The 21,182-nt window shown below is 73.2% G+C and carries 18 protein-coding genes; 7 read left to right on the forward strand and 11 right to left on the reverse strand.

Annotated features, from left to right (window positions below):
- Positions 1-3: 3 nt before the first annotated feature.
- Entirely contained in the window at positions 4-1,155 is a 1,152-nt protein-coding gene (locus ACFWBD_RS22900; RefSeq protein ID WP_385669821.1) for an acyl-CoA dehydrogenase family protein, read from the reverse strand.
- Between the two features lie 100 nt (positions 1,156-1,255).
- Here ACFWBD_RS22900 and ACFWBD_RS22905 point away from each other — a divergent pair, with 100 nt between their 5' ends.
- From ACFWBD_RS22905 to ACFWBD_RS22915, 3 genes are all read left to right on the forward strand, one after another.
- Positions 1,256-1,888 (forward strand): TetR/AcrR family transcriptional regulator, encoded by a 633-nt coding sequence (locus ACFWBD_RS22905; RefSeq protein WP_385669662.1) that lies wholly within the window; start codon positions 1,256-1,258, stop codon positions 1,886-1,888.
- A 34-nt stretch (positions 1,889-1,922) separates the two neighbouring features.
- Positions 1,923-2,798, forward strand: coding sequence for an ArsR/SmtB family transcription factor (locus ACFWBD_RS22910; RefSeq protein ID WP_385669665.1), 876 nt, complete (start codon positions 1,923-1,925; stop codon positions 2,796-2,798).
- A 115-nt stretch (positions 2,799-2,913) separates the two neighbouring features.
- Entirely contained in the window at positions 2,914-3,954 is a 1,041-nt protein-coding gene (locus ACFWBD_RS22915) for a DMT family transporter (protein WP_385669668.1), read from the forward strand.
- Between the two features lie 313 nt (positions 3,955-4,267).
- Here the strand turns inward: ACFWBD_RS22915 and ACFWBD_RS22920 are convergent, their stop codons facing one another.
- The 10 genes from ACFWBD_RS22920 to ACFWBD_RS22965 form a co-directional block, all read right to left on the reverse strand.
- Entirely contained in the window at positions 4,268-5,350 is a 1,083-nt protein-coding gene (locus tag ACFWBD_RS22920) for a Zn-dependent alcohol dehydrogenase (protein WP_385669671.1), read from the reverse strand.
- Positions 5,351-5,365: 15 nt separating this feature from the next.
- Entirely contained in the window at positions 5,366-6,754 is a 1,389-nt protein-coding gene (locus ACFWBD_RS22925; protein WP_385669674.1) for an aldehyde dehydrogenase family protein, read from the reverse strand.
- A gap of 132 nt (positions 6,755-6,886) precedes the next feature.
- A complete protein-coding gene (locus tag ACFWBD_RS22930; RefSeq protein WP_385669677.1) occupies positions 6,887-8,224 on the reverse strand; it encodes an ABC transporter ATP-binding protein in 1,338 nt (445 codons plus the stop codon).
- Between the two features lie 236 nt (positions 8,225-8,460).
- Positions 8,461-9,186 carry a class F sortase gene (locus tag ACFWBD_RS22935; protein WP_385669680.1) on the reverse strand — a complete coding sequence of 242 codons (726 nt, stop codon included), beginning with the start codon at positions 9,184-9,186 and terminating at the stop codon, positions 8,461-8,463.
- A complete protein-coding gene (locus ACFWBD_RS22940) occupies positions 9,173-9,961 on the reverse strand; it encodes a hypothetical protein (RefSeq protein WP_385669683.1) in 789 nt (262 codons plus the stop codon). Before ACFWBD_RS22940 ends, ACFWBD_RS22935 begins: the two co-directional genes overlap by 14 nt.
- 103 nt (positions 9,962-10,064) lie before the next feature.
- Complete coding sequence (locus ACFWBD_RS22945) at positions 10,065-11,300, reverse strand: MFS transporter (RefSeq protein ID WP_385669824.1); 1,236 nt, start codon at positions 11,298-11,300, stop codon at positions 10,065-10,067.
- A 19-nt stretch (positions 11,301-11,319) separates the two neighbouring features.
- Positions 11,320-12,747 carry a CitMHS family transporter gene (locus ACFWBD_RS22950; protein ID WP_385669686.1) on the reverse strand — a complete coding sequence of 476 codons (1,428 nt, stop codon included), beginning with the start codon at positions 12,745-12,747 and terminating at the stop codon, positions 11,320-11,322.
- A gap of 141 nt (positions 12,748-12,888) precedes the next feature.
- A complete protein-coding gene (locus ACFWBD_RS22955) occupies positions 12,889-15,126 on the reverse strand; it encodes a molybdopterin oxidoreductase family protein (protein WP_385669689.1) in 2,238 nt (745 codons plus the stop codon).
- Between the two features lie 140 nt (positions 15,127-15,266).
- The gene (locus ACFWBD_RS22960; protein WP_385669692.1) at positions 15,267-15,884 is read right to left on the reverse strand and encodes a TetR family transcriptional regulator; all 618 of its coding nucleotides are present in this window, start codon (positions 15,882-15,884) and stop codon (positions 15,267-15,269) included.
- Between the two features lie 92 nt (positions 15,885-15,976).
- The gene (locus ACFWBD_RS22965) at positions 15,977-16,498 is read right to left on the reverse strand and encodes a hypothetical protein (RefSeq protein ID WP_385669695.1); all 522 of its coding nucleotides are present in this window, start codon (positions 16,496-16,498) and stop codon (positions 15,977-15,979) included.
- 176 nt (positions 16,499-16,674) lie between these two features.
- Between ACFWBD_RS22965 and hmgA the strand changes: the two genes are divergently transcribed.
- From hmgA to ACFWBD_RS22985, 4 genes are read left to right on the forward strand one after another with little or no spacing between them, the layout of a single operon-like run.
- On the forward strand, positions 16,675-18,015 hold the full coding sequence (hmgA, locus tag ACFWBD_RS22970; RefSeq protein WP_385669697.1) for a homogentisate 1,2-dioxygenase: 1,341 nt from the start codon (positions 16,675-16,677) through the stop codon (positions 18,013-18,015).
- A 26-nt stretch (positions 18,016-18,041) separates the two neighbouring features.
- A complete protein-coding gene (locus ACFWBD_RS22975) occupies positions 18,042-18,791 on the forward strand; it encodes a GntR family transcriptional regulator (protein ID WP_385669700.1) in 750 nt (249 codons plus the stop codon).
- 25 nt (positions 18,792-18,816) lie between these two features.
- Positions 18,817-19,962: a type ISP restriction/modification enzyme gene (locus tag ACFWBD_RS22980; protein ID WP_385669703.1), complete on the forward strand. Its 1,146-nt coding sequence runs from the start codon at positions 18,817-18,819 to the stop codon at positions 19,960-19,962.
- 10 nt (positions 19,963-19,972) lie between these two features.
- On the forward strand, positions 19,973-21,181 hold the full coding sequence (locus tag ACFWBD_RS22985; RefSeq protein WP_385669706.1) for a CaiB/BaiF CoA transferase family protein: 1,209 nt from the start codon (positions 19,973-19,975) through the stop codon (positions 21,179-21,181).
- Position 21,182 lies beyond the last annotated feature (1 nt).

Here is a 21,182-nt window from a genome sequence, read left to right on the forward strand (position 1 = left end):
TACTCAGAACGCCGAAACCCCCGTCAGCGCACGCCCGATGAGCAGCTTCTGGATCTGGCTCGTGCCCTCGTAGAGGGTCATAACCCGGGCGTCGCGCAGGAGTTTGCCCGCCGGGTACTCGTCGATGTAGCCGTAGCCTCCGAAGACCTGGAGGGCGTTGTTGGCGGCGCGGACGGCGGCCTCCGAGGCGAACAGCTTGGCCTTGGAGGACTCGGTGGCGAAGGGCAGGCCCCGGTCGATCAGGTCGGCGACCCGCCAGGTCAGCAGTCGGGCCGCGTCCACGTCGACCGCGATGTCGCTGATCAGTTCCTGGACCAACTGGTGGTGGGCGATGCTCTTGCCGAACTGCTCGCGCTCGCCCGCGTACCGCACCGCCACGTCGAGGGCGGCCTGCGCTATGCCGACACAGCCGGCCGCGACCGACATACGGCCCTTGGCCAGCGCCGACATCGCGACGGAGAAGCCCTTGCCCTCGGGCGCCAGCATCGCGGAGGCGGGGACCCGGACGTCGTCCAGGACCAGTTCGGCGGTCGCCTGGCCGCGCAGGCCGAGCTTGCCGTGGATCGCGCGACGGCTCAGGCCCGGGGTGTCGGTGGGGACGAGGAACGCGGAGACGCCCTTGTGGCCCGGCGCGTCCGTCGAGCGGGCGAAGAGCAGGACCACGTCGGCCCAGGTGCCGTTCGTGATGAACATCTTGGTGCCGTTGATGACGTAGGAGTCGCCGTCGCGGACCGCGCGGGTGGCGAGGTGGCCGGCGTCCGAGCCGGTGCCGGGCTCGGTGAGGCCGAAGCAGCCGACGTACTCGCCGGACGTCAGCCCCGGCAGCCAGCGCCGCTTCTGCTCCTCGCTCCCCCAGGCCGCGACAGACTTCGCGACCAGCCCCAGGGAGACGGACACGATCCCGCGCACGGACGAGTCCCCGCGGCCCAGCTCCTCCGTGACCAGGCAGTACGCGAGGTGGTCGCCGCCCGAGCCGCCGTACTCCTCGTCGATCGTCAGGCCGAGGAAGCCGACCTCGCCGAGCTTCTTGACCAGGGACCGGTCGATGTCCTCGGCGCGGTCCCAAGCGACGACGTGCGGAGCGACCTCGCGGTCCACGAAGTCCTTGGCGAGCCGCCGGACGGCCTCCTGCTCCTCGCTGAGCGCCAGATTCACCACGAGATCACCTCACAGGGGAAGGCCTTCAGGACCGCTTCACGAGTGCTCATTAAATTAGCACTGCTAGTTTATGCTGCGCAGCCCTACTATGTGCGCCATGGCCCGACCGCGCAAGCCCCTTCTCAGCACCGACCGGATCGTCGAGACCGCACGGACGCTCGTGGACGCGGAGGGCCTGCCGGCCGTCTCCACGCGGCGGCTCGCCGCCGAGCTGGGGGTGAGCGGGCCCTCGCTGTACAACCACTTCCGCACGAAGGACGAGATCCTGGAGGCCGTCGCCGACTCGGTGAGCGCGCAGGTCGACCTGTCGATGTTCGAGGACGGCCGGGACTGGCGGACCGCGCTGCACGACTGGGCCGTCTCCTACCGCGCCGCCCTGCGCGACCACCCGAACATCGTCCCGGTGCTCGCCCAGGGCCCCGGCCGCCGGCCGGCCGGACTGCGGCTCGCCGACGCGGTGTACGGCGCGATGGTCCGCGCCGGGTGGCCGCCCGCGCAGGCCACCTCCATCGGGGCGCTGATGCGGTACTTCGTCATGGGCTCCGCCCTCGGCTCGTTCGCCGGCGGATTCGTCGACGACGTGAGCGCCTACGACCCCGCCGACTACCCGCACCTCGGACAGGCCCACCTCCTCGCCGACCAGCAGGAGAAGATCGACGAGCGGGCGTTCGAGACCGGCCTGACGGCACTGCTGGACGGGCTCTCCCAGCAGTTCGAGCAGCTGCCCTAGCACGGTTCGGCGGCCACCGAAGTGTCCGTCGCGCATGCTGGAACACGTGAGCATCACGGACACCGGGAACGACAGGGACGTACGGGCGCCGGGGCTGGCCGCCCTCGCCGGGCTCGTCGCCGACGAGACGCGGGCCGTCTGTCTGCTGGCACTGCTCGACGGACGGGCGTGGACCGCCGGCGAGCTGGCCCGGCACGCGGGCGTGGCCCCGTCGACGCTGAGCGGGCACCTGGGCAAGCTGGTCGGGGGCGGGCTGCTGGCCGAGGAACGTCAGGGACGGCACCGTTACGTACGGCTCGCCGACACCCGGGTCGCCCAGCTCGTGGAGGACCTGGCCGGCCAGGTCGCCCCGCACCGCGCCCACCGGCCGCGCACCTTGCGCGCCGCGAGCGCCGGATCGGCGATGGCCCGGGGCCGGACCTGCTACGACCACCTCGCCGGCCGGCTCGGCATCGCCGTCACAGACGCGCTCACCGCCCACGGACTGCTGAGCGCGGCGAGCGACCCGGAGGGGCGGCGGACCGGTGGGGCGAAGACGGAAGCGGAGGCGGTAGCGGTAGCCGTAGAGAGGCCGGACGCGAGCGGATTGACGGCACCGGCGGCACCGGCGGCACCGGCGTCCAGGGAACGGGCCACCGGGTTCCTGCTGACCGAGGCCGGGCTGCGGTGGTTCGAGGGCAGTGGCATCGCGCTCGACCGCGCGACCCGCCGGCCGCTCGCCCGCGCCTGCCTCGACTGGACCGAGCGCCGCCCCCACCTGGCCGGTGCGGCGGGCGCGGCCCTGTGCCGGCACGCCCTCGACGCGGGATGGTGCGTGCGGATCGGCTCCGAGCGGGCCGTGAAGGTGACGGTGGCGGGCGAACGGGCGCTGGCCGAGCTGCTGGGCATCGAGGCGGGGGCGCTGCGCTGACCCGCACGGTGCCGCCGTGAGGCCTCGGGCGGGGCCGACTCCGGCCCCTCGGTCCCTCGACCCTCGTCCGAAATCCGCGAGCTTTCGACCCGCCCTTCTTCCTAGCCTGAGGAGCATGATGAACAGCCCCCGGCGTACCGAACGTCGTACAGAGTTGCTCGCCGCCGGTGCGGCCACCGTGACCGTCGTGCTGTGGGCCTCGGCCTTCGTGTCGATCCGCAGCGCGGGCGAGGCGTACTCACCGGGGGCTCTGGCGCTCGGGCGGCTGGCCTCCGGGGCGCTGGTGCTGGGGATCATCTGCGCCGCACGGCGCGCGGGGTGGCCGCCGCGGGCCGCCTGGCGCGGGATCGCCGTGTCGGGCGTGCTGTGGTTCGGCTTCTACATGGTCGTCCTCAACTGGGGTGAGCAGCAGGTGGACGCGGGCACGGCGGCGCTGGTGGTGAACATCGGGCCGATCCTCATCGCCCTGCTCGGCGCACGGCTGCTCGGGGACGTGATGCCGCCGCGGCTGCTGGCGGGGATGGCGGTGTCGTTCGCGGGCGCGGTCGCGGTGGGGCTGTCGATGTCGGGCGAGGGCGGATCGTCGGTGCTCGGGGTGGTGCTGTGTCTGCTCGCCGCCTTCGGTTACGCGGGCGGGGTCGTCGCGCAGAAGCCCGCCCTGAGCCGGGCGACGGCGCTCCAGGTGACGACGTTCGGGTGTGCCATCGGAACGGTGGTGTGTCTGCCGTTCGCGGGGCAGCTGGTCCACGAGGCGGCCGACGCGCCGGTCTCCGCGACGCTCAACATGGTCTACCTGGGCGTCTTCCCGACCGCTCTCGCCTTCACCACATGGGCGTACGCCCTGGCCCGGACGACCGCGAGCCGCATGGGGGCGACCACGTACGCGGTGCCCGCACTGGTCGTCCTGATGTCGTGGCTGGCGCTGGGCGAGGTGCCGGGGCTGCTCACCCTGGCCGGTGGAGCGCTGTGTCTGGCGGGTGTGGCCGTGTCGCGGTCGAGGCCCCGCACGCCCCGCACGCCCCCGGCGCAGACGGCGGACGCGGGGCAGGGAACGGACACGGCGCAGGGGACACAGACGGCGCCGGGGACGGCCACGGCGCGGGCCGACCTTCCGGAGCCGGGGCCCGACCAGGAGGTCGGCCCCCGGACGGGTTGAGACCGCCCCGGACGGGCTGAGGCCGCCCGGACGCGATGAGACCGCCCGGACAGGGCGAGACACTGAAGCGGGCCCGCACCGCCCCAGCGCGCTGTGACCACCGGGGCGAGACCGCGCCGCAGGAGCGGGGGCCGCGCCACCGGGGCGAGACCGCGCCGCAGGAGCGGGGGGCCACGCCGCAGGAGCGGGGGGGCCACGCCACCGGGGCGAGGCCACGCCGCTGAAGCGAGGCCCGCACCCCCCGCGCGCGCTGAGCCCGAGCGGGCTGGGCTTGCCTGAGCGGGCTCGCCTGAGCGGGCTTGCCTGCTTGCCGTCAGAACACCACCAGTGCTCGTCCTCCCTTGCCCGCCAGCATGTTCTCGAAGGCCCCCGGGATGTCCTCGAGGGCGATGCGCTCCGTCACCAGGGCGCTCAGGTCCAGCCGGCCCGCCCGGACGTGGTCGGCGAGGACCGGCAGGTCCTTCGCCGGGTCGCAGTTGCCGTAGACGCAGCCGGCGAGGGTGCGGCCCCAGTGGAAGAGTTCCAGGGCGTTGAAGGTGACCTGCTGGTCCTTGCCGCCGATGCCGACGACCGTGGTGCGGCCGCCGCGCCGGGTCGACTCCCAGGCCGTCCGGATGGTGACCGCGCGGCCCACGCACTCGACGGCCACGTCGACCCCCTGCTTGTCGGTGAGGGCGCGGATCTCGCGGGCGGTCCGGTCGGAGGCGACCACGTACTCCGTGGCGCCGGCCGCCCGCGCCAGTTCCTCCTTCTCCGGGGAGACGTCGACGGCGACGATCGTCGAGGCCCCGGCGATCCGGGCCGCCTGGAGGGTGGCCAGGCCGACTCCGCCGACGCCGAAGACGGCGACCGTCTCGCCGGGACGGACCCGCGCGGAGTGGTGGACCGCGCCGTAGCCGGTGAGGACGGCGCAGCCGAGGAGGGCCGCGTCGGTGAGGGGGATGCCGTCCGGCAGGGGCAGCACGCAGGAGGCCGGGACGACGGTCTCCTCGGCGAAGGCGGCGACGTTCAGCCCGGGGTGCAGGTCCGTGCCGTCCGTCGTGCGGGCGTACACCTCCGCGGCCCCGTTGAGGGCGTTCACGCACAGCCACACCTCGCCCAGCGTGCAGGGGTGGCAGCTTCCGCAGGACGGCGCCCAGTTGAGGATGACGTCGGCGCCGGGCGCCAGGTGTTCGACTCCCTCGCCGACGGCGACGACCGTGCCCGCGCCCTCGTGTCCGAGGACGGCGGGGACCGGCACCCGCATGGTGCCGTCGGACAGGGACAGGTCGGAGTGGCAGACTCCGGCGGCGGCGAGCCGGACGCGGACCCGGCCGGGGCCGGGGTCCGGAAGGTCGATCTCCGTGATCTGCAACGGAGCGCCGATGGCGGGGAGTACGGCGGCGCGGACAGCCATGTTCGGTTGACTCCCTTAGAACTGGAGGGACTTGGTCTGGAGGTACTCGGCGAGGCCGTGGGCGCCGAGTTCGCGGCCGACGCCCGACTGCTTGTAGCCGCCGAACGGCGCTAGCGGGTTGAAGCGGCCGCCGTTGATGTCGACCTGGCCGGTCTCCATCCGGCGGGCGAAGGCCACCGCCTCCGCCTCGTCGCCGGCCCAGACGGCGCCCGCGAGCCCGTAGACCGTGCCGTTGGCGATCCGCAGGGCGTCCTCCTCGTCCTCGTAGCGCAGGACGGACAGGACGGGGCCGAAGATCTCCTCCTGGGCGACGGCCATGTCGGGGGTGACGTCGGCGAAGACCGTGGGGCTGACGAAGTAGCCCTGTTCGCGCGGGGATTCGAGGCCGCCCGCGACCAGCCGCGCGCCCTCGGCGACGCCCTTCTCGATGTAACCCCGCACCCGGGCCCGCTGTTCGGCGTTGACGACGGGGCCGATGCGGTCGGCGTACTTGGCGGCCGCCGTCGCGGCGAGCTCGACCGCCTCGTCGTACCGGTCGCGGTGGACGAGCATCCGGGTCCAGGCGCTGCATGTCTGGCCGGAGTTGGACATCACGTTGGCGACGCCGACGTTGACCGCCCTGGCGAGGTCGGCGCTCGGCAGGATGACGTTGGCGGACTTGCCGCCGAGTTCCAGGGCCACCTTCTTGACCGCCGCGCCCGCCGTCGCCGCGATCCGCCTGCCCACCGCCGTGGAGCCGGTGAAGGACACCAGGTCGACGCCGGGGTGCTCGACGAGGGCCTGGCCGGCGACCGGTCCGAGGCCGGTGACGAGGTTGAAGACACCGGCCGGGACGCCCGCCTCGTGGACCGCCTCGGCGAAGAGCTGGGCGGTCAGCGGGGTGTCCTCGGCGGGCTTCAGGACCACCGTGCAGCCCGCGGCGAGGGCCGGGGCGACCTTGGCGACGATCTGGTGCAGCGGGTAGTTCCAGGGGGTGACGGCGCCGACCACGCCGATCGGCTCCTGGAACACGGTGGAGTTGCCGACCTTCTCCTCGAAGGAGTGGGTCGCGGCCAGCTCGGCGTAGGAGCCCGCGACCGCGATCGGCACCGCCGCGTGGACGGCCTGGGAGAAGGCCAGGGGCGAGCCGAGTTCGGCGGTGACCGTCTCGGCGATCTCGTCCTTGCGGGCCGCCAGGACGTCCCGCAGCGCGGTCAGGCGGGCCGCGCGCTCGGCGGGCGGGGTCGCGGCCCAGCCCGGCAGGGCGGCGCGGGCCGCCCGTACGGCGGCGTCGACGTCGAGGGCGTCGCCCGCCGGGACCCGGGCGATCACCTGCTCGTCCACCGGGTCGACGACCTCGATCACGTCCCGGCCGGCAGCCGGGCGCCAGGCGCCGTCGAGATAGATGCCGTCATGTGCCTTCATCGCGTTCCCTTCGGGCGGGCCTCGTCGTCCGCGACCTAAACTAGCGCTGTTAGTTTTCTGGCACCAGAGGACGGCGGGTGAAGGACCGAGAACACGATGGACACCGGACCGCGGACATCTCGGGACGCCTGCTCACTCGTCGAGGTCCGGCAACCGGGCCGGAGCCGGGCTGACGCGCTCACCGTGCTGGTCGAAGACGAAGAGATGGGCGATGTCGACGAGGAGCGGCACCTGCATCCCGTGCCGGAGGTCGAAGTCGGGCGTGGTGCGCACGACGAGGTCGCCGAGCGGGCGGGCCTCCGGGGACGCGGGCGGCCGCTCCTGCGCCGACGGGTCGTCCAGGACGCCGACCGCACCGGAGCGCAGGCCGCCCGCGCCCTTGCGCAGCCGGTCCAGGACCCCGCCGCCCCGGCGCCGCCGCCGGGGCGGCCGCTGAACGGGGCGGGGCGCCTCCAGCTCCGGTACGACCGCGAGCCGGGAGCCGGTGTTGAAGTGGACGAGCACCTCGTGACCCTGGAACTCCACGTGCTCCACCAGGCCGGTGATGTGCGTCTCACCGGGCCGGGCGTCGGCGGGCGTGGCGATACGGACCGCCTCCGAGCGCAGTCCGACGATCACCTCGCGGCCCTGCTGCACCCGCAGGAGCTTGTGGTCCAGGCAGTGGGGTTCGGGCAGCCGCAGCGCCTGCTTGCCGAGGCTGATCGTCATGGCTCCGTCGAGCGGGGCGCGGACCAGGCCGCGCAGGAGGTTGATGCGCGGGGTGCCGATGAAGGCGGCGACGAAGACGTTGCGCGGCAGGGCGTAGACCGACCGCGGGGTGCCCACCTGCTGGAGGACGCCGCCGCGCAGCACCGCGACCCGGTCGCCGAGCGACATGGCCTCGGCCTGGTCGTGCGTGACGTAGACCGTGGTGACGCCCAGCTGCCGGGTCAGCTTGGATATCTCGGCCCGCAGATGGTTGCGGAGCTTGGCGTCGAGGTTGGACAGCGGCTCGTCCATCAGGAAGGCGGAGGGGTGCCGGGCGATGGCCCGGCCCATGGCCACGCGCTGGCGTTCGCCGCCGGAGAGCTGGCCGGGGAAGCGGTCGAGGAGGTCCTCGATGCCGAGCATCCGGGCGGTGGCGTCCACGCGGGGGCCCGGGTCGGCGCCGGGGGCCTCGATGCGCAGCGGGAAGCCGATGTTGTCGCGGCCGGTCATGTTCGGGTAGAGCGCGAAGTTCTGGAAGACCATCGCGATGTCCCGCCCCGAGGGCGCCAGATCGTTGGCGTACTCGCCGTCGAGCCGTAACTCGCCCTCCGTGATGTGCTCCAGGCCGGCGATCATGCGCAGGACGGTGGACTTGCCGCAGCCGGAGGGGCCCAGCAGGACCAGGAACTCGCCGGGCGCGATGTCCAGCGACAGCCGGTCCACGACCCGGACGCCTCGGGTGTGGACCTTGCTGACGTCGTGCAACGAGATGGCGCGTGTCATGAGAAGTGTCCCCGGGGACTCGTGTGCCGGGCCGGCCCGGCCGGTGCTCCGCTGTCCGACCTGCCCCGCACGGGTCGAACGGGGCTTGTGAGTCACGGAAGTTAACGGACTGTGCGCGCCCGGGGGAAGAGACACGCCCGGATCGGACGCTCCCGTCCGACAGGTGAGAAACCGGACTGCCCGGTTCAGCGGGCGTCGGCCCCGGGCCGCGGACACCTGCGCGGCCCGGCGGCGGGTCAGCGGGTCGCCGTCAGATGGGCGAAGACAACGACGTTGCTGGTGTATCCCGTCGCGTGCCGGAAGAGGCCCCCGCAGGTGAGGACGCGCAGTTCGGGGCGGCGGGTCGGGCCGTACACCTCCTTGTCGGGGAAGGTGGCCTTGTCGAAGACCCGCACCCGGTCCACGGTGTAGACGGCCGTGCGGCCGTCGGCGCGCCGGGCCTCGATCCGGGCGCCCCGGGCCACGCGTGCGAGGCCCGCGAAAACCGCCGGGCCGGTCTTGGTGTCGCGGTGGCCCACGGCGACCGCGGTGCCCCGCTCCCCCGGTGTGGGGCCGCCCGCGTACCAGCCGACCAGCTTGGGCCGGTCGAGCGGGGGCGTTCCGAGGCGCCGGTCCGGGCCGAGCCGGAGCGGGACGATCGGCGCGTCGATGCCCAGGGAGGGCACACGCAGGGTGGTCGCCGGGGACCGGGGCAACGGGCGGGGAGGGGGCCCCGGGCTCTCGGACGCCCTCTTCCCCTTCCCCGCCGTCCGGCCCTCCTCGTCGGCGTCGCCCCCGGGGGCCGGGGCGGCCTGCGCCCCGCCGGACGCCACCTCCCCGGCCCGGGCCGCCGCGGCCGGGCCGTCGTGCCCTCCGCACCGGACGCCGACCGTCACCAGGACGACCGCGAGCACGGCCGTCCTGGTGAGGCGGTAGGCGCGGGTCCGGTGCCAGGGCCTGCGTGCGCGCCTACGCGGCGCCATGGGTGCGACGGCGGATCAGTCGGAAGTAGGCGACTCCGCCGACGGCCACCAGTCCGACGGCCGCGGCTCCGGCCAGCGGGGTGAAGGCCTGCGAGGGGTCGGCGAGGCCGCCGCCGCCCGCGTGCACGCCGCCCTCCGGGCCGCCCTTCTCACCGCTCCAGGCGGAGCCGCCCTGAGTTCCGCCTTCCCGGCCGCCGCCCTGCGCGGTGCCGCTCTGCGTGGTGCCGTTCTGGCCGCCGCCGCTCTGCGTGGTGCCGTTCTGGCCGCCGCCGTTCTGGCCGTTCGGCCCGCCGGCTTCACGGCCGTCGTCGGTGATCGGCCGGTTCGAGCTCCCGTTCCCGCGCCGGCCCTCGGGGCAGCTGATCTTGAAGACCTTCACCTTGGGCGTGACCGGAACGTCCCCGGCGATGGTCCACTCGAGCGTGTACGACCCCTCGGCCAGCCCCAGAGTGTCGGTGTGCCCGGCACCTTGGGTCAGGGTGATGTTGCCGGAGACGGTGGCGGTGTCGGGGGCCGGGGGCCGCGCCTTGATGGTGTAGGCGACGGTCGGCAGCTCACCGAAGTTGGCGGCGTCGAGGTAGAAGCGGCAGGCCACCGGGTCGTCCTTCGAGACGCCCGGGGGGACCTGCTCGCGGTGGATCCTGATGTCACCGGCCTCCCCCACGGCCACGGCGGACGGTGCCGAGAGGCAGGTGAACCCCGCCGCGGCGAGCACCGTGAGGGCCGTGACGCCGAGGCGGGAGCCGAGGGCGGACGGGAGCGTCGAGCTGGACATGCGCATTCCTCCGAGTCAGGACGATTTTCATACAAATCGCTCTTGCACCTGACTCTCTTTCACATCGGCGCCCACGACTGTGGGAGCGGCGCCCGACGCGCCGTCAGACGTCGCTCGACCGGCGCAACCCCGATCCGGACCGGCGCCGGGGCACGGCCGCCCCCGAGTCGCCGTCCCCCCGCGAGCGCACCGCCACCCCCGACGACACCAGCAACAGCACCCCCAGCATCACGAACGGCGCGGCCACCCCCGCGGCCCCGGCCACCAGCCCCGCGGCGGCGGGCGCGGCGACCTGGCCCAGCCGGTTGCCGGTGAGACGCAGCGCGAGGGCGGTGGAACGGGCTCCGTCGGGCGCCGCCTGGACGACGGTCGTCATCGACAGCGGCTGCCCGACGCCGAGGCAGAAGCCGAGCAGCGCGAGGACCACGCCCAGTCCCCAGACCGGCACCGGCAGCGCGATCCCGGCGCACAGCAGGGCCGCCAGCAGACACGTCACGGTGAGCAGCAGGGTCCGGCCGAGCAGCCGCAACAGGGGGGTGAGCACGAGCCGGCAGGCTATGGAGGCCGCCGCGCGGACACTGAGCAGGACGCCGACGACGGAGGGCGCGATGCCCCGGTGTTCGCCGACCACCGGCAGATAGGCGGTCAGGATGTCGGTCGCGGACAGCACGGACAGGCTGATGAGGATGCCGGCGGGGACGCCCCGCGCGTTCAGGATGCGGCCCACGGGGACCCGTTCGCCCTGCTCCGTACGGGACTTGGGCGCCGTGTCGCGGTGTTCGATGCGCCACAGCGAGGTGAACGCGACCGCGCAGCCGGCGCCCGCGACCAGCAGGGCGAGGGCGCTGCCGGCCGCCATGTCGGCGCCGCCGATCAGCGCTCCGGCCGCGATCGGGCCGACCAGCTGGCCCAGGGAGGCGCCGATGGTGAAGTGGCCGAAGTTGCGGTCCTGTTCGTGCGGCGCGGACTGACGGGCGACCAGCGACTGCGAGCCGATGACGAAGCAGAGATGACCGAGGCCCATCACCCCGCTCCACAGGGCCATCGCCCAGAGGGAGCCGGCGACACCGCTCAGCACACAGCCACCGGATATGAGGACCACGCCGACGGGCAGCAGGGGTGCGCAGCGGCCGTGGTCGGTGCGCCGGCCGAGCGGTACGGCGGCGAAGAGCGGCAGCAGCGCGTACACACCCGCGATGACGCCGATCGCCCGCTCGTCCGCGCCCAGCGCGAGGGCCCGGTAGGAGACGGCGGGCCGGGCCATCGACACGGCCCCCTGCGCGAAGCCGAAGGCGATGACGAGACGGAGCAGCCAGCCGCGGCTCCCGCCGGGCCTCACAAGTTCCTCCACGGGTGGCTCAGATGATCCCGAACAGGATGCCCGCACCGAGGATCACCAGGCTGGTGAGGGCGGCCCACTTGACCACGAACCTCGTGTGGTCGCCGAACTCGACCTTGGCCATGCCGACGAGGACGTAGACGGCCGGGACGAGCGGGCTCGACATGTGCAGGGGCTGGCCGACGAGCGAGGCGCGGGCCATCTCCAGCGGCGAGACGCCGTGCGCCGCGCCGGCCTCGGCGAGGACCGGCAGGACGCCGAAGTAGAAGCCGTCGTTCGACATGAAGTAGGTGAGCGGGAGGCTCAGGACGCCGGTGACGAGGGCCATGTGCGGGCCCATGCCCGCGGGGATGACGTCCACCATCCAGGTGGCCATGTGCTCGACCATGCCGGTGCCCTGGAGGACGCCGGTGAAGACGGCGGCGGCGAAGACCATGCCGGAGACGTTGAGGACGTTGTCGGCGTGGGCGGCCAGCCGGGCCTTCTGGTCCGGGATGTGCGGGAAGTTGACGGAGAGGGCGAGCGCGGCGCCGAGCAGGAACAGCACCGGGATCGGCAGCCACTCCATGATCATGGAGGTGAGCAGCACGACCGTGAGCAGCGCGTTGAACCAGTACAGCCTCGGGCGCAGGGTGGCCCGGTGCGGGTCGAGGCCCCGGAAGTCGTCGTCCTCGTCCTCGTCGGCGTGGTCGGTCTCGCCTTGCGCGGCCGCGTCGGTGCCGGAGCCCGAACCGCCCGTGCGGACGGGGGTCTTGCCGTCGCCGGAACCGCCGGCGCCCACCAGGACCGTCTCGGTCTCCTTCTCCTCGACCAGCACCTCGTCCAGCGTCAGGGTGCCGAGCCGGGCGCGCTCACGGCGGCCGAGGACGTAGGAGAGGGCGATGACGAAGAGCAGGCCCACGGCCAGGGCCGGGATCATCGGCACGAAGATGTCGCTGGCGTCGACCTTCAGCGCGGTGGCGGCACGGGCGGTCGGGCCGCCCCAGGGCAGCGTGTTCATCACGCCGTTGGCCATCGCCGCGACACCGGTCATCACGACCAGGCTCATCTTCAGGCGCTTGTACAGCGGGTACATCGCCGAGACGGTGATCATGAACGTGGTGGAGCCGTCGCCGTCGAGGGAGACGATCGCGGCGAGCAGCGCCGTACCCACGACGATGCGGAGCGGGTCTGCCTTGCAGAACTTCAGGATGCCCCGGACGATCGGGTCGAAGAGGCCGACGTCGATCATCACACCGAAGTAGACGATCGCGAACATGAGCATCGCCGCCGTGGGGGCGAGGCTGGTGACGCCGTCGATGACGTAGTCACCGAGCTTGGCGCCCTTCCCGACGAAGACGCAGAACAGTGCCGGGATCAGCACGAGCGCCGCGATCGGCGACATCTTCTTCAGCATGATCAGGACCAGGAAGGTCGCGATCATGGCGAAGCCGAGGATGGTCAGCATGAGTGGATACCTAACGTTCGCCCTTGAACATCCCACCTGGGGGTGAGCGGTGGGTCGACGTTAGGTCCGTTCAAACGGTGTTAACAAGACGTTGACGTGCGAGCAATAAGCGCAAAAATCCAGGTCACAGCTTTGCTCAGGTCAGCGGGCCGACACGGCGGTAAGTTCCACGGGCACTCCGTTGAGAACCGCGTTGCCCGACAGCGGGTCCAGCAGGCTGCCGTCGAGGAGCTGGTTGACGTTGACGCCGGGGTCGGTGGCGGCATGGCTGAGACGCGTGCCGGGGCGGTCGTGGCCCCAGCCGTGCGGCAGGCTGACCACGCCCCTGCGCACGCCGTCGGTGACCTCGGCGGGTGCGGTCACCTCTCCCCCTGCGCCCTTCACCCGGACCGGCGCGCCGTCGAGCACACCGAGCCGTTCGGCGTCCTCGGGGTGGATGTGCAGGGTGCAGCGGTTGGTGCCGCCGGTGAGCGCGGGGACGTTGTGCATCCAGCTGTTGTTGGACCGCAGATGGCGCCGGCCGACCAGGACGAGTTCGTCGGGCTGCCGCCGCAGCCCCTCCCGCAGCCGCGGGAGATCGTCGACGATCGGACGCGGCAGCAGTTCGATCCGCCCGCTGCGCGTCTTCAGCGGCTGGGGCAGCCGTGGGCGCAGCGGCCCGAGGTCGATGCCGTGCGGGTGGGCGAGCAGCCGGGCGAGGCCGAGTCCGTCCGGGCGGGTGCCGAAGCCGTCGCCGTAGGGGCCCAGGCGCAGCATCATGTCGAGCCGGCGCTCGGGACCGGTCTCGCCGGTGAGCTGTGCCGCGAGCTCGCGCGGGTCGCGGCCGTGCACGGGCGAGTACGGCTCCTTCACCGCCTTGCCGAGGGTCTGGCCGATGACCAGGTCGTCCACGGCGGACGGGTCGGCGCCGTGCATCCCGGTGGCGGCCAGGGTCAGCCGGGCGAGGATCTCGGTCTCGGCCATCCGGCCGGGCTCGAGCGGGACGGCCGGGCGGCTGTAGCGGACCTGGTTGCGCACGGCGAGGGTGTTGAAGGCGAAGTCGTGGTGCGGGCTCTGCGAGGGCGGCGGCGGGGGCAGCACCACGTCGGCGTGGCGGGAGGTCTCGTTCAGGTAGGGGTCGACGCTGACCATGAAGTCGAGGGAGCCGAGCGCCTTGTCGAGCCGGTCGCCGTCCGGGGCGGACAGGACGGGGTTGGCGGCCACGGCGACGAGGGCGCGGATCGGCTCGCCCTGCGCCGTGGCGGTGTCGATCTCCTCGGCGAGCGCCGACAGCGGCAGTTCGCCCTTGGCCTCCGGGTGCCGGCTCACCCGGGAGTGCCAGCGCGCGAGCTGGAAGCCGTGGCCGGGGCCGGCCGGCCGGGGCGTGCGGTCGGTGGCGGCCTGCGGGAAGAGCGCGCCGCCGGGCCGGTCCAGGTTGCCGGTGAGGATGTTCAGGATGTCGACGAGCCAGCTGGCGAGGGTGCCGTAGGGGACCGTGCAGCTGCCGATGCGGCCGTAGACGGCGGCGGTGGGGGCGGCGGCGAGCTCGCGGGCCAGGGCGCGGATGAGCGAGGCGTCCACGTCACAGGCGGCGGTGACCGTTTCGGGGGTGAAGTCCCGTACGGCTTCCGCGAGTTCCTCGAGACCCTCGAGGTGCGGTGCCGACGCGCCGGGATCGACGAGGCGTTCCTCGAAGAGCACCTGGGCCATGGCGGCGAGGAGCAGCGCGTCCGTGCCGGGCCGGATCGCGATGTGCCGGTCGGCGAGCTTCGCGGTGCGGGTGCGGCGCGGGTCGATGACGGTGAGGGTGCCGCCGCGGGCCTTGAGCGCCTTGAGCTTGCCGGGGAAGTCGGCGGCGGTGCACAGACTCCCGTTGGACTCCAGGGGGTTGGCGCCGATGAGCAGGAGATGGTCGGTGTGGTCAAGGTCCGGCACGGGGATCGCGTTGGCGTCGCCGTACAGCAGTCCGCTGGAGACGTGCTTGGGCATCTGGTCGACCGTGGAGGCGGTGAACAGGCTGCGGGTGCCGAGGCCGGCGATCAGGACGGTCGGGTAGAGCGCGCCGGCCATGGTGTGCACGTTGGGGTTGCCGAGGACGACTCCGACGGAGTTCGCCCCGTACCGCTCGACGACCGGCCGGATCCCGGCGGCCACGGCGTCGAACGCCTCCGCCCAGGTCGCCTCGCGCAGCTCGCCGTCCCGGCGCACCAGGGGGGTGCGCAGCCGGTCGGGGTCGCCGTCGACTGCGCCGAAGGAGGCGCCCTTGGGGCAGATGAAGCCCTTGCTGAAGACGTCCTCCCGGTCGCCGCGGGCGCCGGTGACCTTCGTCCCCTCGATGGTGAGCGTCAGCCCGCAGGTGGCCTCGCACAACGGGCAGATTCGCAGGGCGGTGCGGGACACGGGTCCTCCTGGAGCGTGGCGGCGGCGATGACGCACGGACTGCCACCGAGCATACCGACCGGTATGGACGACGGGGAGGGGTCTCGGGGGTGACGGCGCAAACTCGCGAGCGACTCGTTCCGGCACCCGTGCAGGGCGGCTCAGTCCAGGGTCCGCGCCAGATACGCCCGCAGCAGCTCCCGCGCCTCGTCGATCACCTTGGGGTCACCGTCCGGATCCACCCGGAAGGCCAGCTGGACGAGGGTGTCCGCGGTCTCCACGGCGATCAGGAAGGTGCGGCGCAGGTCCTCGTCGGGCTCGCGGACGAGATAGTCGGAGAGCAGGTCGGTGAGGCGGTCGGCGACCCGGTGGTTGGGTTCCGCGTGCCGGGCTCCGACCGGGATCTGGTTGCCGAAGTCGACGAGGGAGAACCCGGGCGCGGTGTGCTTCATCGCCAGGTACTCGTCGAGCACGGCGTCCATGGCGGCCCGCCAGTCACCCTTGCGCGCCCCCTTCAGCCGCTCGGTGACGCGCTCGGAGTAGCGCTCGAGGTTGCGCTGGGCCAGCGCGTCGGCCATCTGCCGCTTGTTGCCGAAGAAGCGGTAGACGGAGCCGATGGGGACGGCGGCGCGCTCGGCGACGGCCCGGGTGCTCAGGCCGTCGTAGCCGACCTCGTCCAGCAGGTCGGCGCAGGCGTCGAGGATTCTGGTCAGCCGTTCGGCACTGCGCCGCTGCACGGGCGCACGACGGAGCGATGTCGCTTGGGGCACGGAGCTCATGATGCCCTTCCGTCGCGGCGGGGTGAACCTCACCCCTCGGTACGGAGAAAGATGCCCGATGCACTCAACGGGGGCTCTTCGGGAGAAGGCCCTCAGGGGCCAGGCTCCGACGCCGTGATGTACGCCGTGCTCTCCACCGGCTTGCCGTCCACCGCCCACACCGTGCCGTCGTCCGCGTACAGCCGCGCGGTGACCTGGTGGGTGCCGTGCGGGAGGTAACCGGCCGGGATGCGGTAGGACGGGGTGCGCAGGTCGGCGACCGGCTGGTCGTCCACGTAGAGCCGGGCGGCGCCGCGGCCGTGGGCCGCCCCCGCCTTCGCCGCGGTCGGCGTGAACCGGAAGTTCTCCACCTTCAGGCGGACGTCCCAGCTGCCGTCGGCCTCGGGCTCCACCTCGACACCGACCTCGGGTGCCCCCTTCTTCTCCACCTCGCGGTAGTGCCGCCCTTCGCCGTCCGTGTCCTTCAGGACCTTGCCCACCGGCGAGGGGGAGACCGACGCCGCGGTCGTCGCATCCCCCTGTTCATGGGCATCACTGGTGCCGCAGCCCGCGGATCCGGTCAGCAGCAGGACACAGACCGCGGGCACGGCGAGGCTTCCGCGCGTCCACGACATGCGGGGGAGCGTAGAACAACGCACCGACACGCGGATCCCCCTGGGGTCTGGTTCCGGCCGTCTTGATCGTCCTCCAGGAGGAGGACCCGCGCACCTCTTGCGCCGGGGAAATCGCAATCCTACGGTGATGCATAGGAATCAGCAGGCGCACCCGCGGGGCGCCGGAGGGAGCGATCATGAACAGCGGGGACGCACGCAAGACGGCCGAGGGCCTGGCCTATCTCTCCGGGTTCGGCAACGAGCACGCCTCCGAGGCCGTGCCGGGGGCCCTGCCCGACGGCCGCAACTCGCCGCAGCGCGCACCTCTCGGCCTGTACGCGGAACAGCTCAGCGGTACGGCGTTCACCGAGCCGCGCGCCCACAACCGCCGCTCGTGGCTCTACCGGATCCGCCCGTCGGCCGCGCACCCGGCGTTCACCCGCCTCGACGACGGCGCCCTGCGCACCGGCCCCTTCACGGAGACGGTCCCCGACCCCAACCGGCTGCGCTGGGACCCCCTGCCCGAGCCGCCGGCCGGCACGGACCTCCTCTCCGGCCTGTGGACCCTCGGCGGCAACGGCGACGTCACCCAGCGCACCGGCATGGCCGTGCACCTGTACCACGCGAACGCCTCCATGGAACGTGTGTTCAGCGATGCCGACGGCGAGCTGCTGATCGTCCCCGAGCAGGGCGGACTGCTGCTGCGCACGGAGTTCGGACAGCTGCACGCCGAGCCCGGCGAGGTGGCGCTGATCCCGCGCGGGGTCCGCTTCCGGGTCGACCTGCTGGACGCCTCCGCCCGCGGTTACGTCTGCGAGAACTACGGCGCCCCCTTCCGCCTCCCCGACCTCGGCCCGATCGGCGCCAACGGCCTCGCCAACCCCCGTGACTTCCGCGCGCCCGTCGCCGCGTACGAGGACGTCGAGGGCCCGGTGGAGGTGGTCGCCAAGTACTGCGGCCACCTCTGGGGCGCGACGTACGACCACTCCCCGCTCGATGTGGTCGCCTGGCACGGCAACCATGTGCCGTACGTCTACGACCTGCGCCGTTTCAACGTCATCGGGACCATCTCCTACGACCATCCCGACCCGTCGATCTTCACGGTGCTGACCGCCCCGTCCGACACCCCCGGCCTGGCCGGCGTCGACTTCGTGGTCTTCGCCCCGCGCTGGCTGGTCGGCGAGGACACCTTCCGGCCGCCGTACTTCCACCGCAACGTGATGAGCGAGTACATGGGCCTGATCGAGGGCGCGTACGACGCCAAGGCGGCCGGAAAGGGCGGCTTCGTGCCGGGCGGCGGTTCGCTGCACAACATGATGTCGGCGCACGGCCCGGACCGGGAGACGTTCGACCGGGCGAGCGCCGCCGAGCTGGGGCCGCAGAAGATCGACGACGGTCTGGCGTTCATGTTCGAGACCCGCTGGCCGATCGCCCTCACCCCGCACGCGGCGCGGGCGGACCACCTCCAGCAGCGCTACGACGATGTCTGGCGGGGCCTCGAACGCCACTTCCGTCCGTCCGACGGAACATTGCACTGAACGTTGTCGACCGGTACGGATAGCCCGTGACCTCCTTCGCCCCGGACTCGATCGTCCTCACCCGCAAGCTGCCGCTCTGGTACCAGGTGTCGCAGTCGCTGCGCGCCTCGATACTCGGCCGCTCGCCACAGGACCCGCTCCGGCTGCCCACCGAGGAGCAGCTGGCGGGTCACTACGGGGTGAGCGTGCTGACCATGCGGCAGGCGCTGAAGGAGCTGGAGGACGAGGGGCTGATCAGCCGGCACCGCCGGCGGGGCACGTTCATCGAGCCGAGCGCGCGGCGGGGCGCTCCGGTCCGGCTACTCGGCTCGGTCGACGCGATCGTGGCCCAGCAGTCCGCCATGACGACCAAGCTCCTCGGCCACGGCCGTACGGCCGTCCCCGCCGAGGTCGCCGAGCACTTCCCGGACCTGGCCGAGGTGGCGACGTACCACCGGCTGAGGAGCGACCAGAACACCGGTGAGCCGACCAACCACGCCCGCAACTACGTCCGTCCCGAACTCGCCGCCCGGATCGACCCCGAGGACCTGGTCCGCCGGCCCATGACGAAGGTGCTGCGGGACCTCGTGGGCGTGGACATCAGCCGGATCACGGACACGGTCGAGGCCCGGCTGGCGGACCCGGAGACCGCCCGGCTGCTCGGGGTCCCGCTGCTCAGCCCGATCCTGCACTACACCGGCGTCATCTACGACACCGGCGGGCGGGTCCTCGACGTGGCCGTCATCCACTACCGGGGTGACCGTTTCTCCTTCTCGGTCACGCTCGACGCGACGTGACCGGCCACGGGCGACCCGTCGTACGATGCCCGGCGTGACGCCCGACGACGCTCCGCCGCTGGCGGACCTCATGCCGTGGTCCGTCGCACCGCCGCGGCTCGGCCGGGGCTGGCCGACGGACCCCGACCCGGCTTCCCTGAAAGCCCGCTGGAACGCCCTGGTGAAGGCCGAGGGCCCGGGCCGCGAGGCCCTGTTCGAGCCGACGCGCTCACGCACCCTGCACACGGCGGTCGGGCAGCTGCCCGGCCACCTCGGCGGCACGGAGAAGCTCGCCCGCGCCTCGGGCCCCTGCCCCGAGCCGGTACGGGTACTGGCCGCCCCCTTCGACGAACACTGGCTCATCCCCGACCACCGGCTGATCGACGCGGCCCGCCCGGAGCTGTGGCGGGTGGCGGACCAGCACCAGGTCTTCGTGGTGCAGGCGCCGTCCCCGCCGGGCCCGCCCCTGCTCGCGACCTCCCTGATCCCGCTGGCGCGCCCCGGCCGGATCCGCCCGCTGTACCGGCGCCCCGGCGGCGCGGAACCCAACCTGACGCCGGGCCTGCTGGAGCATCTCGGCCACTCCCCCGACCCGGTGGACTTCCTGGCCTGGACCCTGACCGCCGTCCGCCCCGACCTCACCGTCCCGCTCACCCGGGACCCCGAGCTGTGGGCCCGCGGTGTGGAGCTGGGCCGTCACGCCCTGTGGCTGCTCCGGCGCGACGGCGACCGTCCCCGGCTCCCCGGCGGCCGCCGCCCCTATGTCCGCGCCCCGCTGCCCGACCGGCCCCTGACGCTGCGCTACGACCGCGACGAGGAGACCCTGCACCTCGACGGCGGCCGTGTCTCCCCGGTCCCGCCGGCGGCCTGGGACTTCGCGGCGGGCGGGGTCCGGGTCCTGGAGCAGTGGTTCGCGGCCCGGACGGCGGAGCCCGAGCCGGGCACCCTGTCCGCGATCCGCCCGAAGACCTGGCCGCAGACCTGGACCTCCGAACTCCTCGAACTGATCACCGTGTCGGCGCTGTTCGCGGAAGCGCGCGCCCGGCAGGAGGAGTTCACGGTGCCGGACACGATCACGGCGAGGGAACTGCGCGCGGCGGGCGTCCTGCCGGTCCCGGACCCGGCCCGGCACCCGGCGACGGTCCTCGACCACCACGAGGAGGGCCCGGAGGGCCAGTTCGCCCTGATCTAGCATCCACCTCATGGACCAGAGCCCCCCGCCGCTGCCGCCGCCCCTGGAGGGCCTCACCGTCGTCGCCGTCGAACAGGCGGTCGCGGCCCCGTTCGCCACCCGGCAGCTCGCCGACCTCGGCGCCCGGGTGATCAAGGTCGAACGGCTCGACGGCGGTGACTTCGCCCGTGGCTACGACACGGCCGCCGCCGGCCTCGCCTCGCACTTCGTGTGGTGCAACCGGGGCAAGGAGTCCATCGCACTGGACCTCAAGGACCCGCGCGGCCAGGACGTCGTACGGCGGCTGATCGCGGGCGCGGACGTGTTCGTGCAGAACCTCGCGCAGGGGGCGGCGGCCCGGCTGGGTCTGGACGCGGCCACCCTGTGCGCGGCGCATCCGCGGCTGGTCGCCGTGGACATCTCCGGGTACGGGGCGAGCGGACCCTACGCGGACAAGCGTGCGTACGACATGCTCGTGCAGTGCGAGGCGGGGCTGGTGTCGGTGACCGGGACGCCGGAGCAGCCGGTGAAGGCGGGAATCCCCGCGGCGGACATCGCGGCGGCCATGTACGCCTTCTCGGGCGTGCTGGCGGCGCTGGTGCGGCGGGGCACCACCGGGCGGGGCGGGCCGGTGGAGGTGTCGATGCTGGAGGCGCTCGCGGAGTGGATGGGGCATCCGCTGCACCACACGATGCACGGCGGCGCCGCCCCGGCCCGCACCGGCCTCGCGCACGCGGTGATCGCGCCCTACGACGCCTACGCCACCGCCGACGGCGGGCGGGTGCTGCTGTCCGTGCAGAACGACCGGGAGTGGCGCAGGCTGGCCGAACAGGTCCTCGGCCGACCCGAACTGGGGACGGATCCGGCGTACGCGACGAACGCGGCAAGAGTGGTGAACCGGGTGCGTACGGACGCGCTGGTGGCCGAAGCACTGGGCGCCCTGGACGCCGACGGGGCGCTCGCCCGGCTGGAGGGCGCGGGCATCGCCTGCGCACGCCTGAGAGATCTGCACGAGCTGGCGGACCATCCGCAGCTGGCGGCCCGCGAGCGGTGGCGGCAGGTGGGGACGCCGGTCGGGCCGCTGCGGGCACTGCTGCCGCCGATCACGCTGCCGGGCGGGGCGGAGGCACGAATGGGAGACGTGCCCGCGCTCGGGGAACACACCGAAGCATTGCTGCGCGCCGTGGGGATGACGGACGAGGAGATCGCAGCGCTGCGCCGGGACGGTGTGGCCGCCTGAG

Origin of the sequence: Streptomyces sp. NPDC060002, from assembly GCF_042737245.1 — a bacterium.
GTDB lineage: Bacteria > Actinomycetota > Actinomycetes > Streptomycetales > Streptomycetaceae > Streptomyces.

Bases quoted from the DNA above. Each gene is read 5' to 3' on its own strand.
- ACFWBD_RS22905 (WP_385669662.1), top strand. From the start codon at position 1,256: ATGGCCCGACCGCGCAAGCCCCTTCTCAGCACCGACCGGATCGTCGAG.
- ACFWBD_RS22910 (WP_385669665.1), top strand. From the start codon at position 1,923: ATGCTGGAACACGTGAGCATCACGGACACCGGGAACGACAGGGACGTA.
- ACFWBD_RS22915 (WP_385669668.1), top strand. From the start codon at position 2,914: ATGATGAACAGCCCCCGGCGTACCGAACGTCGTACAGAGTTGCTCGCC.
- ACFWBD_RS22920 (WP_385669671.1), bottom strand. From the start codon at position 5,350: ATGGCTGTCCGCGCCGCCGTACTCCCCGCCATCGGCGCTCCGTTGCAG.
- ACFWBD_RS22925 (WP_385669674.1), bottom strand. From the start codon at position 6,754: ATGAAGGCACATGACGGCATCTATCTCGACGGCGCCTGGCGCCCGGCT.
- ACFWBD_RS22930 (WP_385669677.1), bottom strand. From the start codon at position 8,224: ATGACACGCGCCATCTCGTTGCACGACGTCAGCAAGGTCCACACCCGA.
- ACFWBD_RS22935 (WP_385669680.1), bottom strand. From the start codon at position 9,186: ATGGCGCCGCGTAGGCGCGCACGCAGGCCCTGGCACCGGACCCGCGCC.
- ACFWBD_RS22940 (WP_385669683.1), bottom strand. From the start codon at position 9,961: ATGTCCAGCTCGACGCTCCCGTCCGCCCTCGGCTCCCGCCTCGGCGTC.
- ACFWBD_RS22950 (WP_385669686.1), bottom strand. From the start codon at position 12,747: ATGCTGACCATCCTCGGCTTCGCCATGATCGCGACCTTCCTGGTCCTG.
- ACFWBD_RS22960 (WP_385669692.1), bottom strand. From the start codon at position 15,884: ATGAGCTCCGTGCCCCAAGCGACATCGCTCCGTCGTGCGCCCGTGCAG.
- ACFWBD_RS22965 (WP_385669695.1), bottom strand. From the start codon at position 16,498: ATGTCGTGGACGCGCGGAAGCCTCGCCGTGCCCGCGGTCTGTGTCCTG.
- hmgA (WP_385669697.1), top strand. From the start codon at position 16,675: ATGAACAGCGGGGACGCACGCAAGACGGCCGAGGGCCTGGCCTATCTC.
- ACFWBD_RS22980 (WP_385669703.1), top strand. From the start codon at position 18,817: ATGCCCGGCGTGACGCCCGACGACGCTCCGCCGCTGGCGGACCTCATG.
- ACFWBD_RS22985 (WP_385669706.1), top strand. From the start codon at position 19,973: ATGGACCAGAGCCCCCCGCCGCTGCCGCCGCCCCTGGAGGGCCTCACC.